Annotated in this window: 12 protein-coding genes; 7 read left to right on the top strand and 5 right to left on the bottom strand. The window is 72.0% G+C overall.

Features of this window, described 5'->3' with window-relative positions:
* Window positions 1-234 precede the first annotated feature (234 nt).
* The 3 genes from QNO07_RS16005 (at window position 235) to QNO07_RS15995 (ending at window position 4,252) form a co-directional block, all read left to right on the top strand.
* Window positions 235-1,893, top strand: coding sequence for an SLC13 family permease (locus tag QNO07_RS16005; protein WP_283992689.1), 1,659 nt, complete (start codon window positions 235-237; stop codon window positions 1,891-1,893).
* 62 nt (window positions 1,894-1,955) lie between these two features.
* Window positions 1,956-3,548 carry a sensor histidine kinase gene (locus tag QNO07_RS16000; RefSeq protein ID WP_283992688.1) on the top strand — a complete coding sequence of 531 codons (1,593 nt, stop codon included), beginning with the start codon at window positions 1,956-1,958 and terminating at the stop codon, window positions 3,546-3,548.
* Window positions 3,545-4,252, top strand: coding sequence for a response regulator (locus tag QNO07_RS15995; RefSeq protein WP_283992687.1), 708 nt, complete (start codon window positions 3,545-3,547; stop codon window positions 4,250-4,252). Before QNO07_RS16000 ends, QNO07_RS15995 begins: the two co-directional genes overlap by 4 nt.
* 47 nt (window positions 4,253-4,299) lie before the next feature.
* Here QNO07_RS15995 and QNO07_RS15990 read toward each other — a convergent pair whose 3' ends face one another.
* A complete protein-coding gene (locus QNO07_RS15990) occupies window positions 4,300-5,325 on the bottom strand; it encodes an ATP-dependent 6-phosphofructokinase (protein ID WP_283992686.1) in 1,026 nt (341 codons plus the stop codon).
* Between the two features lie 242 nt (window positions 5,326-5,567).
* On the opposite strand from QNO07_RS15990, the gene pta reads away from it, so the two are divergent.
* The 3 genes from pta (at window position 5,568) to pyk (ending at window position 10,371) form a co-directional block, all read left to right on the top strand.
* Entirely contained in the window at window positions 5,568-7,682 is a 2,115-nt protein-coding gene (pta, locus tag QNO07_RS15985) for a phosphate acetyltransferase (RefSeq protein ID WP_283992685.1), read from the top strand.
* A gap of 2 nt (window positions 7,683-7,684) precedes the next feature.
* The gene (locus QNO07_RS15980; RefSeq protein WP_283992684.1) at window positions 7,685-8,884 is read left to right on the top strand and encodes an acetate kinase; all 1,200 of its coding nucleotides are present in this window, start codon (window positions 7,685-7,687) and stop codon (window positions 8,882-8,884) included.
* A 62-nt stretch (window positions 8,885-8,946) separates the two neighbouring features.
* The gene (pyk, locus tag QNO07_RS15975; RefSeq protein ID WP_283992683.1) at window positions 8,947-10,371 is read left to right on the top strand and encodes a pyruvate kinase; all 1,425 of its coding nucleotides are present in this window, start codon (window positions 8,947-8,949) and stop codon (window positions 10,369-10,371) included.
* Between the two features lie 132 nt (window positions 10,372-10,503).
* Here pyk and QNO07_RS15970 read toward each other — a convergent pair whose 3' ends face one another.
* From QNO07_RS15970 to QNO07_RS15955, 4 genes are all read right to left on the bottom strand, one after another.
* Window positions 10,504-11,892 (bottom strand): hydrogenase expression protein HypF, encoded by a 1,389-nt coding sequence (locus QNO07_RS15970; protein WP_283992682.1) that lies wholly within the window; start codon window positions 11,890-11,892, stop codon window positions 10,504-10,506.
* Window positions 11,882-12,478, bottom strand: coding sequence for a DUF6114 domain-containing protein (locus tag QNO07_RS15965; protein WP_283992681.1), 597 nt, complete (start codon window positions 12,476-12,478; stop codon window positions 11,882-11,884). The genes QNO07_RS15970 and QNO07_RS15965 overlap by 11 nt, the downstream gene beginning before the upstream one ends.
* An 80-nt stretch (window positions 12,479-12,558) precedes the next feature.
* A complete protein-coding gene (locus QNO07_RS15960) occupies window positions 12,559-13,176 on the bottom strand; it encodes a DUF6230 family protein (protein WP_283992680.1) in 618 nt (205 codons plus the stop codon).
* Between the two features lie 595 nt (window positions 13,177-13,771).
* On the bottom strand, window positions 13,772-14,740 hold the full coding sequence (locus tag QNO07_RS15955) for a tetratricopeptide repeat protein (RefSeq protein ID WP_283992679.1): 969 nt from the start codon (window positions 14,738-14,740) through the stop codon (window positions 13,772-13,774).
* 159 nt (window positions 14,741-14,899) lie between these two features.
* On the opposite strand from QNO07_RS15955, the gene QNO07_RS15950 reads away from it, so the two are divergent.
* Complete coding sequence (locus tag QNO07_RS15950) at window positions 14,900-15,517, top strand: TetR/AcrR family transcriptional regulator (protein WP_283992678.1); 618 nt, start codon at window positions 14,900-14,902, stop codon at window positions 15,515-15,517.
* Window positions 15,518-15,550: the final 33 nt, after the last annotated feature.

Genomic DNA, 15,550 nt, shown 5'->3' with positions numbered 1-15,550 from the left:
GACCTGCCGGGGCCTTGGGCGACGGACCGGCCGTATACGGCATCGCGTGCCGTCCGGGTCCGCCTGACGGGCGTTCCACCTGCGGAAGCCCGGCCGTCCCCGGCCACCGGGTGCGGGGTTGCGGCGTGGGCCGCGACCGTTAAGAACAAAAGCGCGACAGCCCCAGTGAGCCGTGCCACATTCCCCGGAACGACGGTTACAGCGAAGTGGCCGGGAAGTTTCGGAGGCACGGTCATGACGACGAACACGCAGCAGGCCGAGGAGCGGGCAAGAGCCTCGGCCGGACCCCGACCGGGGGCCGACAGCCAGCACCTTCCGCAGCGGCGCATCTGGCTCGGCCGGGTACTCGGCCCGGTGCTCGGGCTGCTCACCTACTTCCTGCTGCCCGACGACGCCGCCCTGTCGACGGCGGCGCGCACCACCGCCGCCGTGGTCGTGCTGGTCGCCGTGTGGTGGATGACGGAGGCGCTGCCGCTGCCGGTGACGTCGCTGGTGCCGATCGTCGCCTTCCCGCTGCTGGGCGTGCTGGCCGTCGACGAGGCCACCGCGCCCTACGCGCACCCCACGGTGTTCCTCTTCCTCGGCGGCTTCGTCATCGCCCTGGCCATGCAGAAGTGGAACCTGCACCGCCGGATCGCGTTGCTGACGATGCGGGCGATCGGCACCAAGCCGCGCCAGCTGATCCTCGGCGTCATGGTGGCCACGGCGTTCCTCAGCATGTGGGTGAGCAACACCGCGACGACCCTGATGATGCTGCCCATCGGCACCAGCGTGCTCGCCATGGTGATCGCCAAGAAGGCCGGCGACCGCAAGGCCGCAGAGGGAGGAGACGCCGGAGCCGCCGGAGACTCCGAGGGCGCGGGGGACGCCGAGGCCATCAGCGGCCCGGTCTCCGACCTCGCCGACGACAAGGACACCAAGAACTTCGCCACCGGCCTCATGCTGGCCATCGCCTACGCCGCCACCATCGGCGGCCTGGGCACGCTGATCGGCAGCCCGCCGAACCTGATCATGTCGGGCTTCGTCCAGCAGAACTACGACATCACCATCGCCTTCGCCGACTGGATGAAGGTCGGCGTGCCGCTCGCCACGGTGTTCCTGATCATCGCCTGGCTGTTCCTGACCCGCGTCGCCTACCCCACCAAGCTCAAGGACGTCGTGGGCGGCAAGGAGGTCATCCAGCAGGAGATCGACAAGCTGGGCCGGATGTCGCGCGGCGAGTGGAACGTGCTGGTCATCTTCGCCGGCGCCGCACTGCTGTGGGTCTTCAAGCAGCCGATCACCAACTGGGGCACGCTGACCTCGCTGCTGCCGTTCACCGCGAACCTCACCGACGAGGCGGTCGCCATCGGCGCGGTCGTGCTGCTGTTCCTCATCCCGGTGTCGCTGAAGAAGGGCATCACGCAGACCATGGACTGGCGGACCGCGCAGTCCGGCATCCCCTGGGGCGTGCTGCTGCTGTTCGGCGGCGGCCTGAGCCTGGCCAAGGCCGTGCAGGAGACGAAGCTCAGCGACTGGATCGGCACCCGAATGAGCGGCCTGGGCACCCTGCCGACGGTCCTGCTGATCGCCGTGGTCTGCCTGATCATCCTGATGCTGACCGAGCTGACCAGCAACACCGCCACCGCGTCCACGTTCCTGCCCGTCCTGGGCGGCGTCGCGGTCGGCATCGGACTCGACCCGCTGCTGCTGCTGGCTCCCGCCGCACTCGCCGCGACCTGCAGCTTCATGCTGCCGGTGGGCACCCCGCCGAACGCGATCGTCTTCGGGTCGGGTTACGTCACCATGCCGCAGATGGTCCGGGCCGGCCTCTGGCTGAACATCATCGGCATGCTGCTCATCACCGGCATGGTGATGCTGCTCGGCGGCTGGGCCCTGGGCATCCAGTTCTGACCACCGGCCCCGCGCCCGTCAGGGCGGCCGCGGCCCCGGACCTGACCTGCGACAATCACGGCATGCGCAAGCAGCTCAGCCTGGCACAGCAGCTCTTCGTGCTACAGCTTGCCGTGATCCTGCTCCTGGTCGGGTCCGGGGCCGCTCTGGTGGTCCTGGAGGCACGGCGGGACAGCCAGTCCGACGCCGAGCACCGGGTGCTGACCCTGTCAGCCGGTCTGGCCCGGCTGCCCGAGGTGCGCGAGGCGTTCACCCAGCCGGCCCCGAGCCTGACGCTGCAACCGCTGGCGGAGTCCGTGCGCGAGGCCACCGGCACGGACTTCATCGTCTTCATGGGCCCCGACCGGACCCGGTACTCCCACCCCAACCCGGACGCGGTCGGCGGCAAGTTCCTCGGCACCATCCGCCCCGCGCTGCACGGTGAGCCGTTCACCGAGACGTACGAGGGCACGCTCGGCCCCTCCGCCCGCGCGGTCGTCCCGGTGGAGACCGAGCAGGGCCGGGTGCTGGGGCTGGTGGCGATCGGCATCCTCCAGGAGCAGATCGGCGACGAGGTGCGGCGCCGGATGGGACCGGTGGTGGTGATCTCGGCGGCGGCGCTGGTGCTGGCCGCCGCCGGCTCGTGGGCGATCAGCCGCCGGCTGCGGCGGCAGACGCTGGGGCTGGGCGCGGCCGAGATCAGCCGGCTGTACGAGAGCCACGACGCGGTGCTGCGGAACGTGCACGAGGGCCTGCTGATCGTCGACCCGCACGGTCGGCTGACGCTGGTCAACCAGGAGGCGGCCCGGCTGCTCGGCCTGCCCGACCAGCCGGAGGGCCAGGAGGTGCGCGACCTGGAGCTGGACGAGCCGCTGGGGTCGGTACTGGCGTCGGGTGAGGCGGTGCACGACGAGCTGTGCGTGTACGGCGACCGGGTGCTGGTCGTCAACCAGGAGCGCATCGACAAGGACGGCCGCCCGCTGGGTGCCGTCACCACCCTGCGCGACCACACCGACCTGGAGGCGCTGGCCGGCGAGCTGGACTCGGTGCGCGGCTTCGCGGAGGCGCTGCGTTCGCAGACCCACGAGTCGGCGAACCGGCTGCACACGGTCGTCACGATGATCGAGCTGGGCCGTCCCGAGGAGGCGGTGGAGTTCGCCACCGTGGAACTGGCGTCGGCGCAGGCGCTCACCGACCGGCTGACCGGCGAGGTCGAGGAGCCGGCGCTGGCCGCGCTGCTGCTGGGCAAGGCCGCGCAGGCGGCGGAGAAGGGCGTGGAGCTGTCGGTGAGCGAGGACACCGCGGTGGCCGGGACGTCGTTCGCGGCCCGGGACCTGGTGACGCTCGTCGGCAACCTGGTGGACAACGCGATCGACGCGGCACTGGCCGGCGCCCCGCCCCGCCGGGTCGCGGTGACGGTGCGCAGCGCGCCGGACGGCTCGCTGCTGGTGCGGGTGGCGGACTCCGGCGACGGGGTGGACAACTCCCAGCTGGAGTCGATGTTCACCCGCGGCTGGTCGACGAAGCGCGCGGAGGGCCCGCACGGACGCGGGTTGGGGCTGTCCCTGGTGAAGCAGGTCATCAACCGGTATGACGGAGAGGTCGACGTAGAGAGCGGCGAGGGCGCGGTCTTCACCGTGAGGTTGCGCCCGCTTCGTGAGGAACCGGAGAGATGATGCCGCACACACCGGAGATCCGGACGCTGGTCGTCGAGGACGATCCGCGGATCGCGGACGCCCACGCCCAGTTCGTGGCCCGGGTGCCGGGCTTCACCGTGGCGGGGGTGGTGCACCGCGGCGGGCAGGTCCCGGAGTTCCTGGACCGGCAGTCGGTGGACCTGATCCTGCTGGACTTCTACCTGCCGGACATGACGGGCCTGGACGTGTGCCGGGGCCTGCGGGCCCGCGGCGACCTCACCGACGTCATCGCCGTCACCTCGGCCCGTGACGTGGACGTCGTGCGGTCGGTGGTGGCGCACGGCGTGGTGCAGTACCTGCTGAAGCCGTTCACGTTCGCGGCGTTCCGCGACAAGCTGGAGCGGTACGCCGACTACCGGCGGCAGCTCGTCTTCCACGGCGAGTCGACCGCGCAGCAGGACGTGGACCGGGCGTTCGCGGCGCTGCGCGGAAGCGTCGGCGGGCCGCTGCCGAAGGGCATGAGCAACGAGACGCTGGAGGCGGTCGTCGACCACCTGCGGCAGGCGGCGCCCGACGGGCTGTCCGCGAGCCGGGTGGGCGAGCTGATCGGCGCCTCCCGGGTCACCGCCCGCCGCTACCTGGAGCACCTGGCCGAGCAGGGCCTGGTGGAGCGGGCCCCGCGCTACGGCGGGCAGGGGCGGCCCGAGCACTTCTACCACTGGGGCCGCCGCAACACGTCCTGACGGCCGTCCCGGTCACGCGGTGGTGGGGGTGCCCGGGCCGGGCGGGATCAGAAGACGGCTTCGGTCTCGTCCATGCGGTACTGCGGCACGGTCTTCAGCTCGCGGGTGGCGTCGGCCAGGTCGGCCATCACGATGTCGGTGCCGCGCAGCGCGGTCATCTTGCCGAAGTCGCCCCGGTGGGCGGCCTCCACAGCGTGCCAGCCGAAGCGGGTGGCCAGCACCCGGTCGTAGGCGGTGGGGGTGCCGCCGCGCTGGACGTGGCCGAGGATGACCGGACGGGCCTCCTTGCCGACCCGGCGCTCCAGCTCGACCGCGAGCCGGTTGCCGATGCCGGTGAACCGCTCGTGGCCGTACTGGTCGATGACGCCCTTCTCGTAGGGCATGGACCCCTCGGCGGGCCGGGCGCCCTCCGCGACGCAGACCACCGCGAACTTCTTGGCGCGGGAGAACCGCTCCTCGATCATCTTGCACAGGTCGTCGATCTGGAAGGGGCGCTCCGGCAGGCAGATGCCGTGCGCGCCGCCGGCCATGCCGGCCTCCAGCGCGATCCAGCCGGCGTGCCGGCCCATGACCTCGACGACCATGATGCGCTGGTGGGACTCGGCCGTGGTCTTCAGCCGGTCCATGGCCTCGGTGGCGACACCCACGGCGGTGTCGAACCCGAAGGTGCGGTCGGTGGCGGAGATGTCGTTGTCGATGGTCTTCGGCACACCGACCACGGGCAGACCGGCCTGGGAGAGCATGGTGGCCGCGGTCAGCGTGCCCTCACCGCCGATCGGGATGAGCGCGTCGATGCCGAGGCGGCCCATCAGCTCCTCGCTGTTGTCGCACGCCTCGCGCAGGCGGTCCCGCTCCAGGCGGGCCGAGCCGAGGATCGTGCCACCGCGGGAGAGGATGCCGCTGACGGAGTTCAGGTCCAGTTCGCGGTAGCGGCCGTCGAGCAGGCCCTTGAAACCGTCCTCGAATCCGATGACCTGGTCACCGCGGTCGACCACGGCCCGGTGCACCACTGACCGGATGACGGCGTTCAGGCCGGGGCAGTCGCCGCCGGCGGTGAGAACTCCGATGCGCATGCTGATCGCTACTCCTGATCGGGGACGGTCCGACTGAGGCCGGGGGGATTGTTTCACGTCCTGAACGCGGCCCGTACAGCTCGTCCACATGCTGCCGCCCCGACCGCCGCATATCCAGTTCCACAGGTACTGTCAAGAGTAAAGCCAGGCCCGTTCGGGTTTCCGTGATACCGATCCGCCCTGCGGTCACGGGGCAGATGGACCTGCCCTGCGAGCGCGGGACACGAAGGAGAGAGCACGCCGTGACGCGCAGCGTGTACGTAACCGGCATCGGCCGAGGCGACGGCAGGCAGGTGGTGGAGCTGGGGGTCATGGAGCTGCTGACGCGGCGCATCGACCGGGTCGCCGTGTTCCGGCCGCTCGCCCATGACGGCGCCGATCCGCTGCTGGACCTGCTCCGCAGCCGCTACCGGCTCAGCCAGCCCCCGGGCACGATGGTCGGCATGGGGTACGACGAGGCGGCGGTGCTCCAGGCGGAGAAGGGCACCGACGAGCTGGTGTCGCAGCTGGTGGACCGCTTCCACGAGGTCTCCCGCGACTACGAGGCCGTCCTGGTGCTCGGCACGGACTACGCGGACACCGGGCTGCCGGCGGAGCTGGCGCTGAACGCGCGCCTCGCCAACGAACTGGGCGCGGTGGTGCTGCCGGTGGTGGCGGGCCTGGACCAGAGCGCGGAGTCGGTGGTCGCCGAGGTGCGCAACGCCCACCACGCCTTCACCTCGCTGGGCTGCGAGGTGATCGCGACGATCGCCAACCGGGTGCGTGACAGCCACACCGCGGAGGCGGCCCGCGCGCTCGGCGGGCACCTGCCGGAGCCGGTGTACGTGCTGCCCGAGGAGCCGGCGCTGTCCGCGCCGACCGTGCAGCAGATCGTCGACGAGCTGGGCGCCGAGGTGCTGCTCGGCGACCCGGCGGGCCTGGCGAGGGACTGCCGGGACTTCGTCTTCGGCGGCGCGATGCTGCCGACGTTCCTGCCGGCGCTGACCGACGGCTGCCTGGTGGTGACGCCCGGGGACCGGGCCGACCTGATCGTCGGCGCGCTCGCGTCCCACTCGGCGGGCGCGCCCCCGATCGCCGGTGTGCTGCTGACGCTGGGCGAGCGCCCCGGCCCGGAGACGCTTCAGCTCGCGGCCCGGCTGGCGCCCGGCACGCCGGTGCTGGCCGTGCCCGGCGGCTCCTTCCCCACCGCGGGCGAGTTGGTCACGCTCCAGGGCAAGCTGAACGCGGCGAACCCGCGCAAGGCGGAGATCGCCCTGGGGCTGTTCGAGTCGCACGTGGACACCGGGCGGCTCTCCGAGCGCCTGTCGGTCGCGCGCAGCGGCCGGGTCACGCCGATGATGTTCGAGCACGAGCTGATCGAGCGGTCGCGGACCTCCCGCCGGCACGTGGTGCTGCCGGAGGGCACCGACGAGCGGGTGCTGCGCGCGGCGGACGTGCTGCTGCGCCGCAACATCTGCGACCTGACGCTGCTGGGACCGGACGCGGCGGTGCGCAAGCGTGCCGCCGACCTGGGCGTGCAGCTGAACCTGCTGGGTCCGCACGAGATCCCCGACGGCACCTCGGCCACCGCGCGTGTGGTGGACCCGGCCGAGTCCCCGCTGCGGGAACGGTTCGCCGAGCTGTACGCAAAGCTGCGCGGGCACCGGGGCGTCACCTACGAGCTGGCCTACGACACAGTGGCGGAGGTGTCGTACTTCGGCACGCTGATGGTGCAGGAGGGCCTGGCCGACGGCATGGTGTCGGGCGCCGCGCACTCCACGGCGGCCACCATCCGGCCGGCCTTCGAGATCATCAAGACCAAGCCTGACGCGTCGATCGTCTCGTCGGTGTTCTTCATGTGCCTCGCGGACAAGGTGCTGGTCTACGGCGACTGCGCGGTCAACCCGGACCCGGACGCGGAGCAGTTGGCGGACATCGCCATCCAGTCGGCCGCGACCGCGGCCCAGTTCGGCGTCGAGCCCCGCATCGCCATGCTGTCCTACTCGACCGGCACCTCCGGTTCGGGCGCGGACGTGGACAAGGTGCGGCGCGCCACCGAACTCGTCCGCGAGCAGCGTCCCGACCTGCTGGTGGAGGGGCCGATCCAGTACGACGCGGCGGTGGAGCCGTCGGTGGCGGCGACCAAGCTGCCCGGCTCGGAGGTGGCCGGGCAGGCGACGGTGCTGATCTTCCCCGACCTCAACACCGGCAACAACACGTACAAGGCGGTGCAGCGCTCGGCCGGGGCGGTCGCGGTCGGCCCGGTACTCCAGGGGCTGCGCAAGCCGGTCAACGACCTGTCGCGCGGCGCGCTGGTCCCCGACATCGTCACCACGGTGGCGATCACCGCCATCCAGGCCCAGGAAAGGGGCGTCTGAGCATGCCTGCCACACGAGTGCTCGTGCTCAACTCCGGCTCGTCGTCGGTGAAGTACCAGCTGCTGGACATGGCAGGCCCGACCCGTCTGGCGATGGGGCTGGTCGAGCGGATCGGCGAGGCCGGCGCCCGGCTGGTGCACTCCCCCACCGGGGGCGAGCGGCGGGAGCGTCAGCAGCCGATCGCCGACCACGAGGCGGCGCTGCGGGCCGTCGAGGAGGAGCTCGCCGCCGACGGCATGGGCCTGGACTCGCCGGAGCTGGCGGCGGTGGGCCACCGGGTGGTGCACGGCGGGCAGCGGTTCAGCGCGCCGACTGTGGTGGACGAGGAGGTGCTGGCGGAGATCGAGCGGCTGGTGCCCGTCGCGCCCCTGCACAACCCGGCCAACCTGACCGGCATCCGCACGGCCCGGTCGCTGAACCCGGACCTGCCGCAGGTCGCGGTGTTCGACACGGCGTTCCACACCACGATGCCCGAGCACGCCGCCCGGTACGCCATCGACGTGGAGACGGCCGACGCGCACCGCGTACGGCGCTACGGCTTCCACGGCACCTCGCACGCCTACGTCTCGCGCCGCACGGCCGAGCTGCTGGACCGCGACCCCGCGGACACCAACATCATCGTGCTGCACCTGGGCAACGGCGCCTCGGCGTCGGCGGTGCGCGGCGGCCGGTGCGTGGACACCTCGATGGGGCTCACGCCCTTGGAGGGCCTGGTGATGGGTACCCGCTCGGGCGATGTCGATCCGGCGGTCGTGTTCCACCTGTCGCGTGTCGCGGGCATGTCGGTGGACGACATCGACACACTGCTGAACAAGCGCAGCGGGCTGCTGGGGCTGTGCGGCGACAACGACATGCGGGAGATCGTCCGCCGGAGGGAGGAGGGCGACGAGCGGGCCACGCTCGCCTTCGACGTCTACGTGCACCGGCTGAAGAAGTACATCGGGGCGTACAGCGCGGTCCTTGGCCGGGTCGACGCGGTGGCCTTCACCGCGGGCGTCGGGGAGAACTCGGCGCCGGTGCGGCAGGCCGCCGTGGAGGGTCTGGAGGAGCTGGGCCTCGCGTTGGACACGCAGCTCAACACGGTGCGCGGGGACACGCCCCGGCTGATCTCCCCGGAGTACGCTCGGGTCGCCGTCGCCGTGGTGCCGACGGACGAGGAGCTGGAGATCGCCGCGCAGGCGTACAGCCTGGTCAGCCGCTGATCGGTGAGCTGCGTCACCCCCCGATACGTTTCGCGTCTAAACAAAACGATAGGATCGCACCCATGCGCCGTTCCAAAATCGTCTGCACCCTGGGCCCCGCCGTCGACTCCTACGATCAGCTGAAGACGCTGATCGAGGCCGGTATGAACGTGGCCCGCTTCAACATGAGCCACGGCAGCCAGCCGGAGCACCAGGAGCGGTACGACCGCCTCCGTAAAGCCGCCGAGGAGACCGGGCGGGCGGTGGGCGTGCTCGCCGACCTCCAGGGCCCGAAGATCCGCCTCGCCACCTTCGCCGAGGGGCCGGTCGAGCTGGTCCGCGGCGAGGAGTTCGTCATCACCACCGAGGACGTCCCCGGTGACCGGACCATCTGCGGCACCACCTACAAGGGCCTGGCCGGTGACGTCTCCAAGGGCGACCCGATCCTGATCAACGACGGCAACGTCGCGCTCCAGGTGGTCGAGGTCGAGGGCCCGCAGGTGCGGACCATCGTCATCGAGGGCGGAGTGATCTCCGACCACAAGGGCATCAACCTGCCCGGCGCGGCCGTCAACGTGCCGGCGCTGTCCGAGAAGGACGTCGACGACCTCAAGTTCGCGCTGCACATGGGCTGCGACATGGTCGCCCTGTCCTTCGTGCGCAACGCCGCCGACGTGCGGGACGTGCACCAGGTGATGGACGAGGTCGGCATCCGGGTGCCGGTCATCGCCAAGGTGGAGAAGCCGCAGGCGGTCGAGAACATGGAGGAGGTCGTCCTCTCCTTCGACGGTGTGATGGTGGCCCGCGGCGACCTGGCGGTGGAGTACCCGCTGGAGTTGGTGCCGATGGTGCAGAAGCGCCTCATCGAGCTGTGCCGCCGCAACGCCAAGCCGGTGATCGTGGCGACCCAGATGATGGAGTCGATGATCACCAACTCGCGCCCGACCCGCGCCGAGGCGTCCGACGTCGCCAACGCCATCCTGGACGGCGCCGACGCGGTGATGCTGTCCGCCGAGTCCTCCGTCGGCCAGTACCCGATCGAGACGGTCAAGACCATGTCGAAGATCGTGGTGGCCGCCGAGAAGGAGCTGCTGTCGAAGGGCCTGCAGCCGCTGGTTCCGGGCAAGAAGCCCCGCACCCAGGGCGGTTCGGTGGCCCGCGCCGCCTGCGAGATGGCGGACTTCCTGGGGGCGAAGGCCCTGGTGGCCTTCACCCAGTCCGGCGACACCGCGCGCCGCCTGTCCCGCTACCGCGTGGAGCAGCCGATCCTGGCCTTCACCGAGGACGCCAGCACCCGCAACCAGCTGACGCTGACCTGGGGTGTGGAGACCTTCGTGGTGCCGCACGCCGAGAACACCGACGCCATGGTCGGCCTGGTCGACGCCGAGCTGCTGAAGCTCAACCGCTTCCGCGAGAACGACACGATGATCATGACAGCCGGTTCGCCGCCCGGAGTGGTCGGCACCACCAACATGGTGCGTGTGCTGCACCTGGGCAGCGAGAGCTGACACAGCGCCGGTCGGCGTCCCCCGGGAGACGCCGACCGGAACGTGAACGAGGGCCCGCCCACCGCGATCTCGCGGTGGGCGGGCCCTCGTGCTGCGGACGTCGGCCCCCGTCGGGGGCGGTGGGTCGGCGGGTCAGCCGGAGTTGGTCAGCCGCATGCCGGGCACGGTCAACGTGCCGCCGAACTGGCCCGCCTGGACGACCCGGACGTCCGTGAAGAACGCCACCGGCACGTCCAGCGGCGGCGGGGACTTGGGACTGAAGGTGATCGGGATCAGCCCGAACAGCTTGCCCTTCAGCTCCTCTGTGTACATCGTCACGGTGCCGCCGCGGATGGTGGAGGTACTCCCGGCCCGCGCCCGCACGTGCTGGGTGCTGCCGGCCGGTCCGTCGACGAGCTGGTGCAGGTCCCTGATGTCCAGCGAGTCGGCGGTGAACTTCAGTACGCGCTTCTGGGCGCCGTTGAACGTCGTCACCTGCACGATGCCGTGGTACTTCAGGCCCAGCAGTGTCAGCCGGGTCGACTCCAGCCGCCAGGGTGTGTCCGGGACGAGCGCGGCGGTCGGCTCGGCGGCGGCGTCGCGGTACGCCTCAGCGTCGAACTCCGGGCAGGGGAAGGGCTCCTTGCCCGCCGCGTCCTCCTCGGGTGTGCTCTCCTCCTCCGCGGCAGCGTCGGCCGGCAGGTCCTCGGCGGCGTCGGCCGGCAGGTCCTCGGCGGCGTCGGCCGTCAGGTCCTCGGCAGCGGCGTCGGGGGCGTCGCGCCCGGCACTGCCGGTGGCGTCGCCCTCCGACGGCCCGCGGCCCGGCTTGTCCGGGGCGGCGCCACCGGTGGCGGGGGCGGCGGACGGGTCGGGGCGTCCGGGGGCGGCCCCCGTGTCCGGGGCCTCGGTCCCGGCCGCTTCGGGGGTACCCGAGGGGGTCGGGGTGGGGGACGGCTTGCCGCCAGGGGTGAGCAGGTCCCTGAGCGCGTCGCCGATGCCCAGCGGGTCCAGCGGGTTGCGCGTCGCGGACGGGCTGGGAGCCGGCGCGGGCTCCGCCGGGGCGGACGCACCGGGTGCGGCGGGCTTCGGCACGTCGGGGGCGGCCGGGGCAGTCGGCTTCGGGCCGGGGCTCGGCGTCGTCTGCGGGCCGCCGGAGGCGCCCGGGCGCGGCACGCCGGACGGGCCGGAGGCGCCCGGGGAGTCGGGGGCGTCGGCTTCGGGGCCGTCCACGCCTCCGGCGTCCTGCTTGCCCCCCGCGTCCTCCCGGCCGTCAGCGCCGTCAGCGCCCTCAACGCCGTCAACGCCGTCGGCAGGCGCTTGCTCGCGGTCGGGTGCCGTGACGCACGGGCCGTCCGCGAACGGGTTGTCGGGCAGGGGCCGGGCGCTGGCCAGTTGGGGCATCAGCCCCATGCTCATCAGCACCGCGGACGGCATCGCGGCCAGCGCCACCGCCTTGCCGGTGGGCACGTGCAGCCGGGTCAGCAGGGGCTTGCGCGGTGCGGCATGCCGCGGACCGGTGCGGGCGGGCCTGTCATCCGGCACGGGTTCCCCCGTCCGCCGGACCGGCCTCGTTCCCGGCGGACACGGCCCGGTTGTCGGTGCCGACGGCGGTGGCGGTGTCCACCGCGGCGGCGGGGGCGGTGCCGGCTGCGGGTTCCACGACGGGCCGCGGGCCGACCGGCTCGGCGGGCTCGGCGGGCTCCACCGGCCGGGTGTCGCGGGCCTTCGCGGAGGCGTCACCGGGCGCCCACGAGACGGCCATGGCGCCGCCGACCAGGGCCAGCAGGAATCCGACGAGGTACCCGCCGATGTTGGACACCACCAGGGACACCAGGGCGAGCAGGATCGCGGCGACCCCGGCGAAGACCCGCCCGTGCGGCTGGTACCAGAGCGTCAGGCCCAGTACCACCAGCAGCACCCCGATGATCAGCGAACCCGACCCCGTCGTGGTGGCCAGGCGGAAGGACAGGTCCTCCAGGCTGGGATCGGCGTACGGTATCCAGACGATCGGCAGACCGGCCAGCAGTGTCAGCAGTCCCGCCCAGAACGGGCGCTGCCAGCGCCAGTGGCGGAACGACCTGCGCCAGTGGCCGACGCGCGACGGCGTCCCCAGCGACTCGGCACTCATAAGAACAGCTCCCTCGGGCCGGACGGTGCGAAGTTCGAGGTCGGGGAGCGGGACGCCACGCCCCGCTCCCCCTCAGTGCGTCAGAAGCACTCGTTCTTGCCCTTGGAGACGTTCATCTTCAGTCCCGAGAGCTTGAAGGTGCCCGCGCTGGTCGCCCACGACGTCTGGCGGACGTTGAGCAGCGTGGCCGAGTCGGCCTCCTGGGCGAACGAGCCGGCTCCGGCGTCGTCGCCCGGCTTGATGCCGGGCCCCTTGTTCGAGTCGCCGGCCGCGACACCGATGTTGATGTTGCGGAAGGTCGCGTCCGCGTCGAGCTGGTCGAGGTCGATGTAGAGGTTCTGCGCCTCGACCTTCTTGCTTCCCTGCCCGGCCCGCAGCAGCAGCGACACGTCGCCGAAGCCGGGTACGGGCACCACCACCGACTGGCACAGGTTGGTCAGCTCCGCGGTCTTGAACGCCGAGACCGCCACCGGCACCTTCTTGCCGCCACGCTGCGTGTCGATCGCCCCGTACTGGACGAACCCGCTGCCGTCGAGCTTGTCCACGGCGACCTTGGCCTGCTGCCCGGACACACTGAACGACGCGGCGAGCGCGCCCTGGCCTATCGCCAGGCCGACCGCCGCGGTGGCGGCCACACTCGGGACCATGACAACGGCGAACCGCTTCCACCTGGTCCCGCCACGAGCCACAGACTCCATGACATTCCTCCTTCTCGGACGTACATCTCCGGCCCGGTGCGGCCGTCCGATGCGGACCGCCCCCCGGCAGGGATGGGAGAAGTGCTCCGTCCTCGGGAAGGGGAACGCCGAAGCCCCGGGGCGCGGGAAGCGTCCCGTCGGCCGGCGATCACCCCCGAGCGACAACCACTTGCCGCGCTCTCGCGCGGCTGCGGACAGGCCCCGCCGATCGGCGGAGACCCCCCTGTCCTGACCGCGGGTGGGGTGCCCGCGGCCTGCCCGGTGGGGTGACCACTGGCCGCACGGACACCGGTTGGCTGCCGGGCGGTGGGAGTGGACCGAGCGTGGCCGATCGTGGTCCATGGACGGGCCGCGACACAAGGGCCTCGTTACTTACGGGTAACGAACGGGTAACCACAGCCCGGCGCCGCGAACAGGGCGGGTACGGAGGGTGCCCGCCGGGTCGGCGCTGACAAGTGGATCAAACGGGCACCTTACGGAGAAAACGCCGACCTGCACTTACCCGGAGTAACAGCGGCCGCGATTGCCAAGATTTGGCAAAGCGCGGCCGCTGTTTGTCAGTCTGTAAATAAGCGCGGCGGAATCGGGACGACGGTCAGAACAGCACCCGGGCGAGCGCGCCGCGGGCGGCGACGACCCTCGGGTCCTCCCCGCCGATCACCTCGAACAGCTCCAGCAGACGCAGCCGGACACTCTCCCGGTCGTCCCCCGCGGTGCGGCGAACCGTCTCCACGAGTCGGCCGAAGGCGTCCTCCACGTGGCCGCCGACCAGATCCAGGTCCGCCGCCCGCAGCTGCGCCTGCACGTCCGTCGGCGCGTCGGCGGCGGCGGTGCGCACCTCGCGCTCGTCAAGACCCTGCACCCGGGCAAGCAACTCGGCCTGCGCCAGGCCCAGTTTCGCCTCCTGGTTCAGCGGGTTGTCGGAGAGCACGTTGCGGTAGGCCTGCACCGCACCGCCGAGGTCACCGGCGTCCAGCGCCTCGTGCGCCGCGGCCAGCACCGGATCGACCGGCGGCTCGGGCGCCTGCTCGGCCACCGGAGCGGCGTCCCCGTCCACGGGGGCACCGACGATGCCGAACCGCTCCTCGGCGGCCTGGATCAGCTGGTCCAGCACCTGGCGGACCTGCGCCTCGGGGGCCGCGCCCTGGAAGAGGGGCAGCGCCTGACCGGCGATGACGGCGAAGACGGCCGGGATGCCCTGCACGCCGAACTGCTGGAACAGCATCTGGTTGCTGTCGACGTCGATCTTGGCGAGTACGAAGCGCCCGCGGTACTCCTGCGCGAGGCGCTCCAGCAGCGGTCCGAGCTGCTTGCACGGCTCGCACCACTCGGCCCAGAAGTCGATGACCACCGGCACCTCGGCGGACCGCTGGAGCACGTCGAGCTCGAAGCCCGCCTCGTCGACGTCGATCACCAGGCCGGACGGCGCCGCGGCCGATCCCGGCCCACTGCCGGCGGCGGCGCGCTGGGCGCGCGCCTCCTCCGCCTTCTGCTTGGCCTCCCCGGCGGCCTTCACGGCACCGAGGTCGACCACTCCGCTCATGGACATGTTGCGTGGCTGCATGAGGACAGTCTCCCCCCTCCACGCGGTGTTGTGCGCCGGGTCCCCACCCGGTTGTGGTTGTCGCGGTGTGTCGCGGCGCTCCGGAGACCGGGGCAGGTCCACCGCAGGCCATTCCGCTACGGGCCGTAGCGTAACTCATGTGCTGGGTAGGGTCACCCCATGGCTCGACCACGCAACGCCGCCACGGACGCGGCCATTCTGGACGCGACCAGGGCGGCCCTGGTCGAACTGGGCTGGTCCGGGCTGTCGATGGCGGACGTCGCCAGCCGTGCGGGCGTGGCGAAGACCACGCTCTACCGGCGCTGGCCGGGCAAGAGCGAACTGGTCGTGGACGCGGTCGCGACCGTCTTCGACTCGCTCGAACTGCCGGACCTTGGCAACCTGCGGGACGACCTGGAGGGCGTCGTCCTGTCCTTCGGCGCGCTGCTGGAACGCCCCGAGACCTCGGCGGCCCTGCTGGCGGTGGTCGGCGAGGCCGCCACCGACCCCGCACTCCAGCAGCGGCTGCGCGCAACCGTCGTCGACCGCCAGAAGCACCTCGTCGTCACCGGCCGGGCGCGCGCCCAGGCCCGGGGCGAGCTACCGCCGGACGCCGCGGACACCGCCGAGACGGCCCGCGTCGTCGACCTGCTCTTCGACGTGATCGCGGGCGCGGTCGTGCACCGCTGCCTGATCAGCGGCGGCTCGGTCGACCGGCAGTGGGCCGCCCGGTTCGCCGCCCTCCTACTCGGCGGCCTCGCCGCCATGGAGGCCACCGCACAACCGAACGGCGAGTAGAGCCAGGGCTGACACGTACAGGCCACATCCGGC

The sequence above is a fragment of the Streptomyces sp. 549 genome, from assembly GCF_030124175.1.
Lineage (GTDB): Bacteria > Actinomycetota > Actinomycetes > Streptomycetales > Streptomycetaceae > Streptomyces.
This window is presented reverse-complemented; position numbering and strand designations above follow the sequence as displayed.

What these genes read in the sequence shown, in the direction of transcription:
- QNO07_RS16005 (WP_283992689.1), top strand. Translation starts at nt 235, where the DNA reads ATGACGACGAACACGCAGCAGGCCGAGGAGCGGGCAAGAGCCTCGGCC.
- QNO07_RS16000 (WP_283992688.1), top strand. Translation starts at nt 1,956, where the DNA reads ATGCGCAAGCAGCTCAGCCTGGCACAGCAGCTCTTCGTGCTACAGCTT.
- QNO07_RS15995 (WP_283992687.1), top strand. Translation starts at nt 3,545, where the DNA reads ATGATGCCGCACACACCGGAGATCCGGACGCTGGTCGTCGAGGACGAT.
- QNO07_RS15990 (WP_283992686.1), bottom strand. Translation starts at nt 5,325, where the DNA reads ATGCGCATCGGAGTTCTCACCGCCGGCGGCGACTGCCCCGGCCTGAAC.
- QNO07_RS15980 (WP_283992684.1), top strand. Translation starts at nt 7,685, where the DNA reads ATGCCTGCCACACGAGTGCTCGTGCTCAACTCCGGCTCGTCGTCGGTG.
- pyk (WP_283992683.1), top strand. Translation starts at nt 8,947, where the DNA reads ATGCGCCGTTCCAAAATCGTCTGCACCCTGGGCCCCGCCGTCGACTCC.
- QNO07_RS15965 (WP_283992681.1), bottom strand. Translation starts at nt 12,478, where the DNA reads ATGAGTGCCGAGTCGCTGGGGACGCCGTCGCGCGTCGGCCACTGGCGC.
- QNO07_RS15960 (WP_283992680.1), bottom strand. Translation starts at nt 13,176, where the DNA reads ATGGAGTCTGTGGCTCGTGGCGGGACCAGGTGGAAGCGGTTCGCCGTT.
- QNO07_RS15955 (WP_283992679.1), bottom strand. Translation starts at nt 14,740, where the DNA reads ATGCAGCCACGCAACATGTCCATGAGCGGAGTGGTCGACCTCGGTGCC.
- QNO07_RS15950 (WP_283992678.1), top strand. Translation starts at nt 14,900, where the DNA reads ATGGCTCGACCACGCAACGCCGCCACGGACGCGGCCATTCTGGACGCG.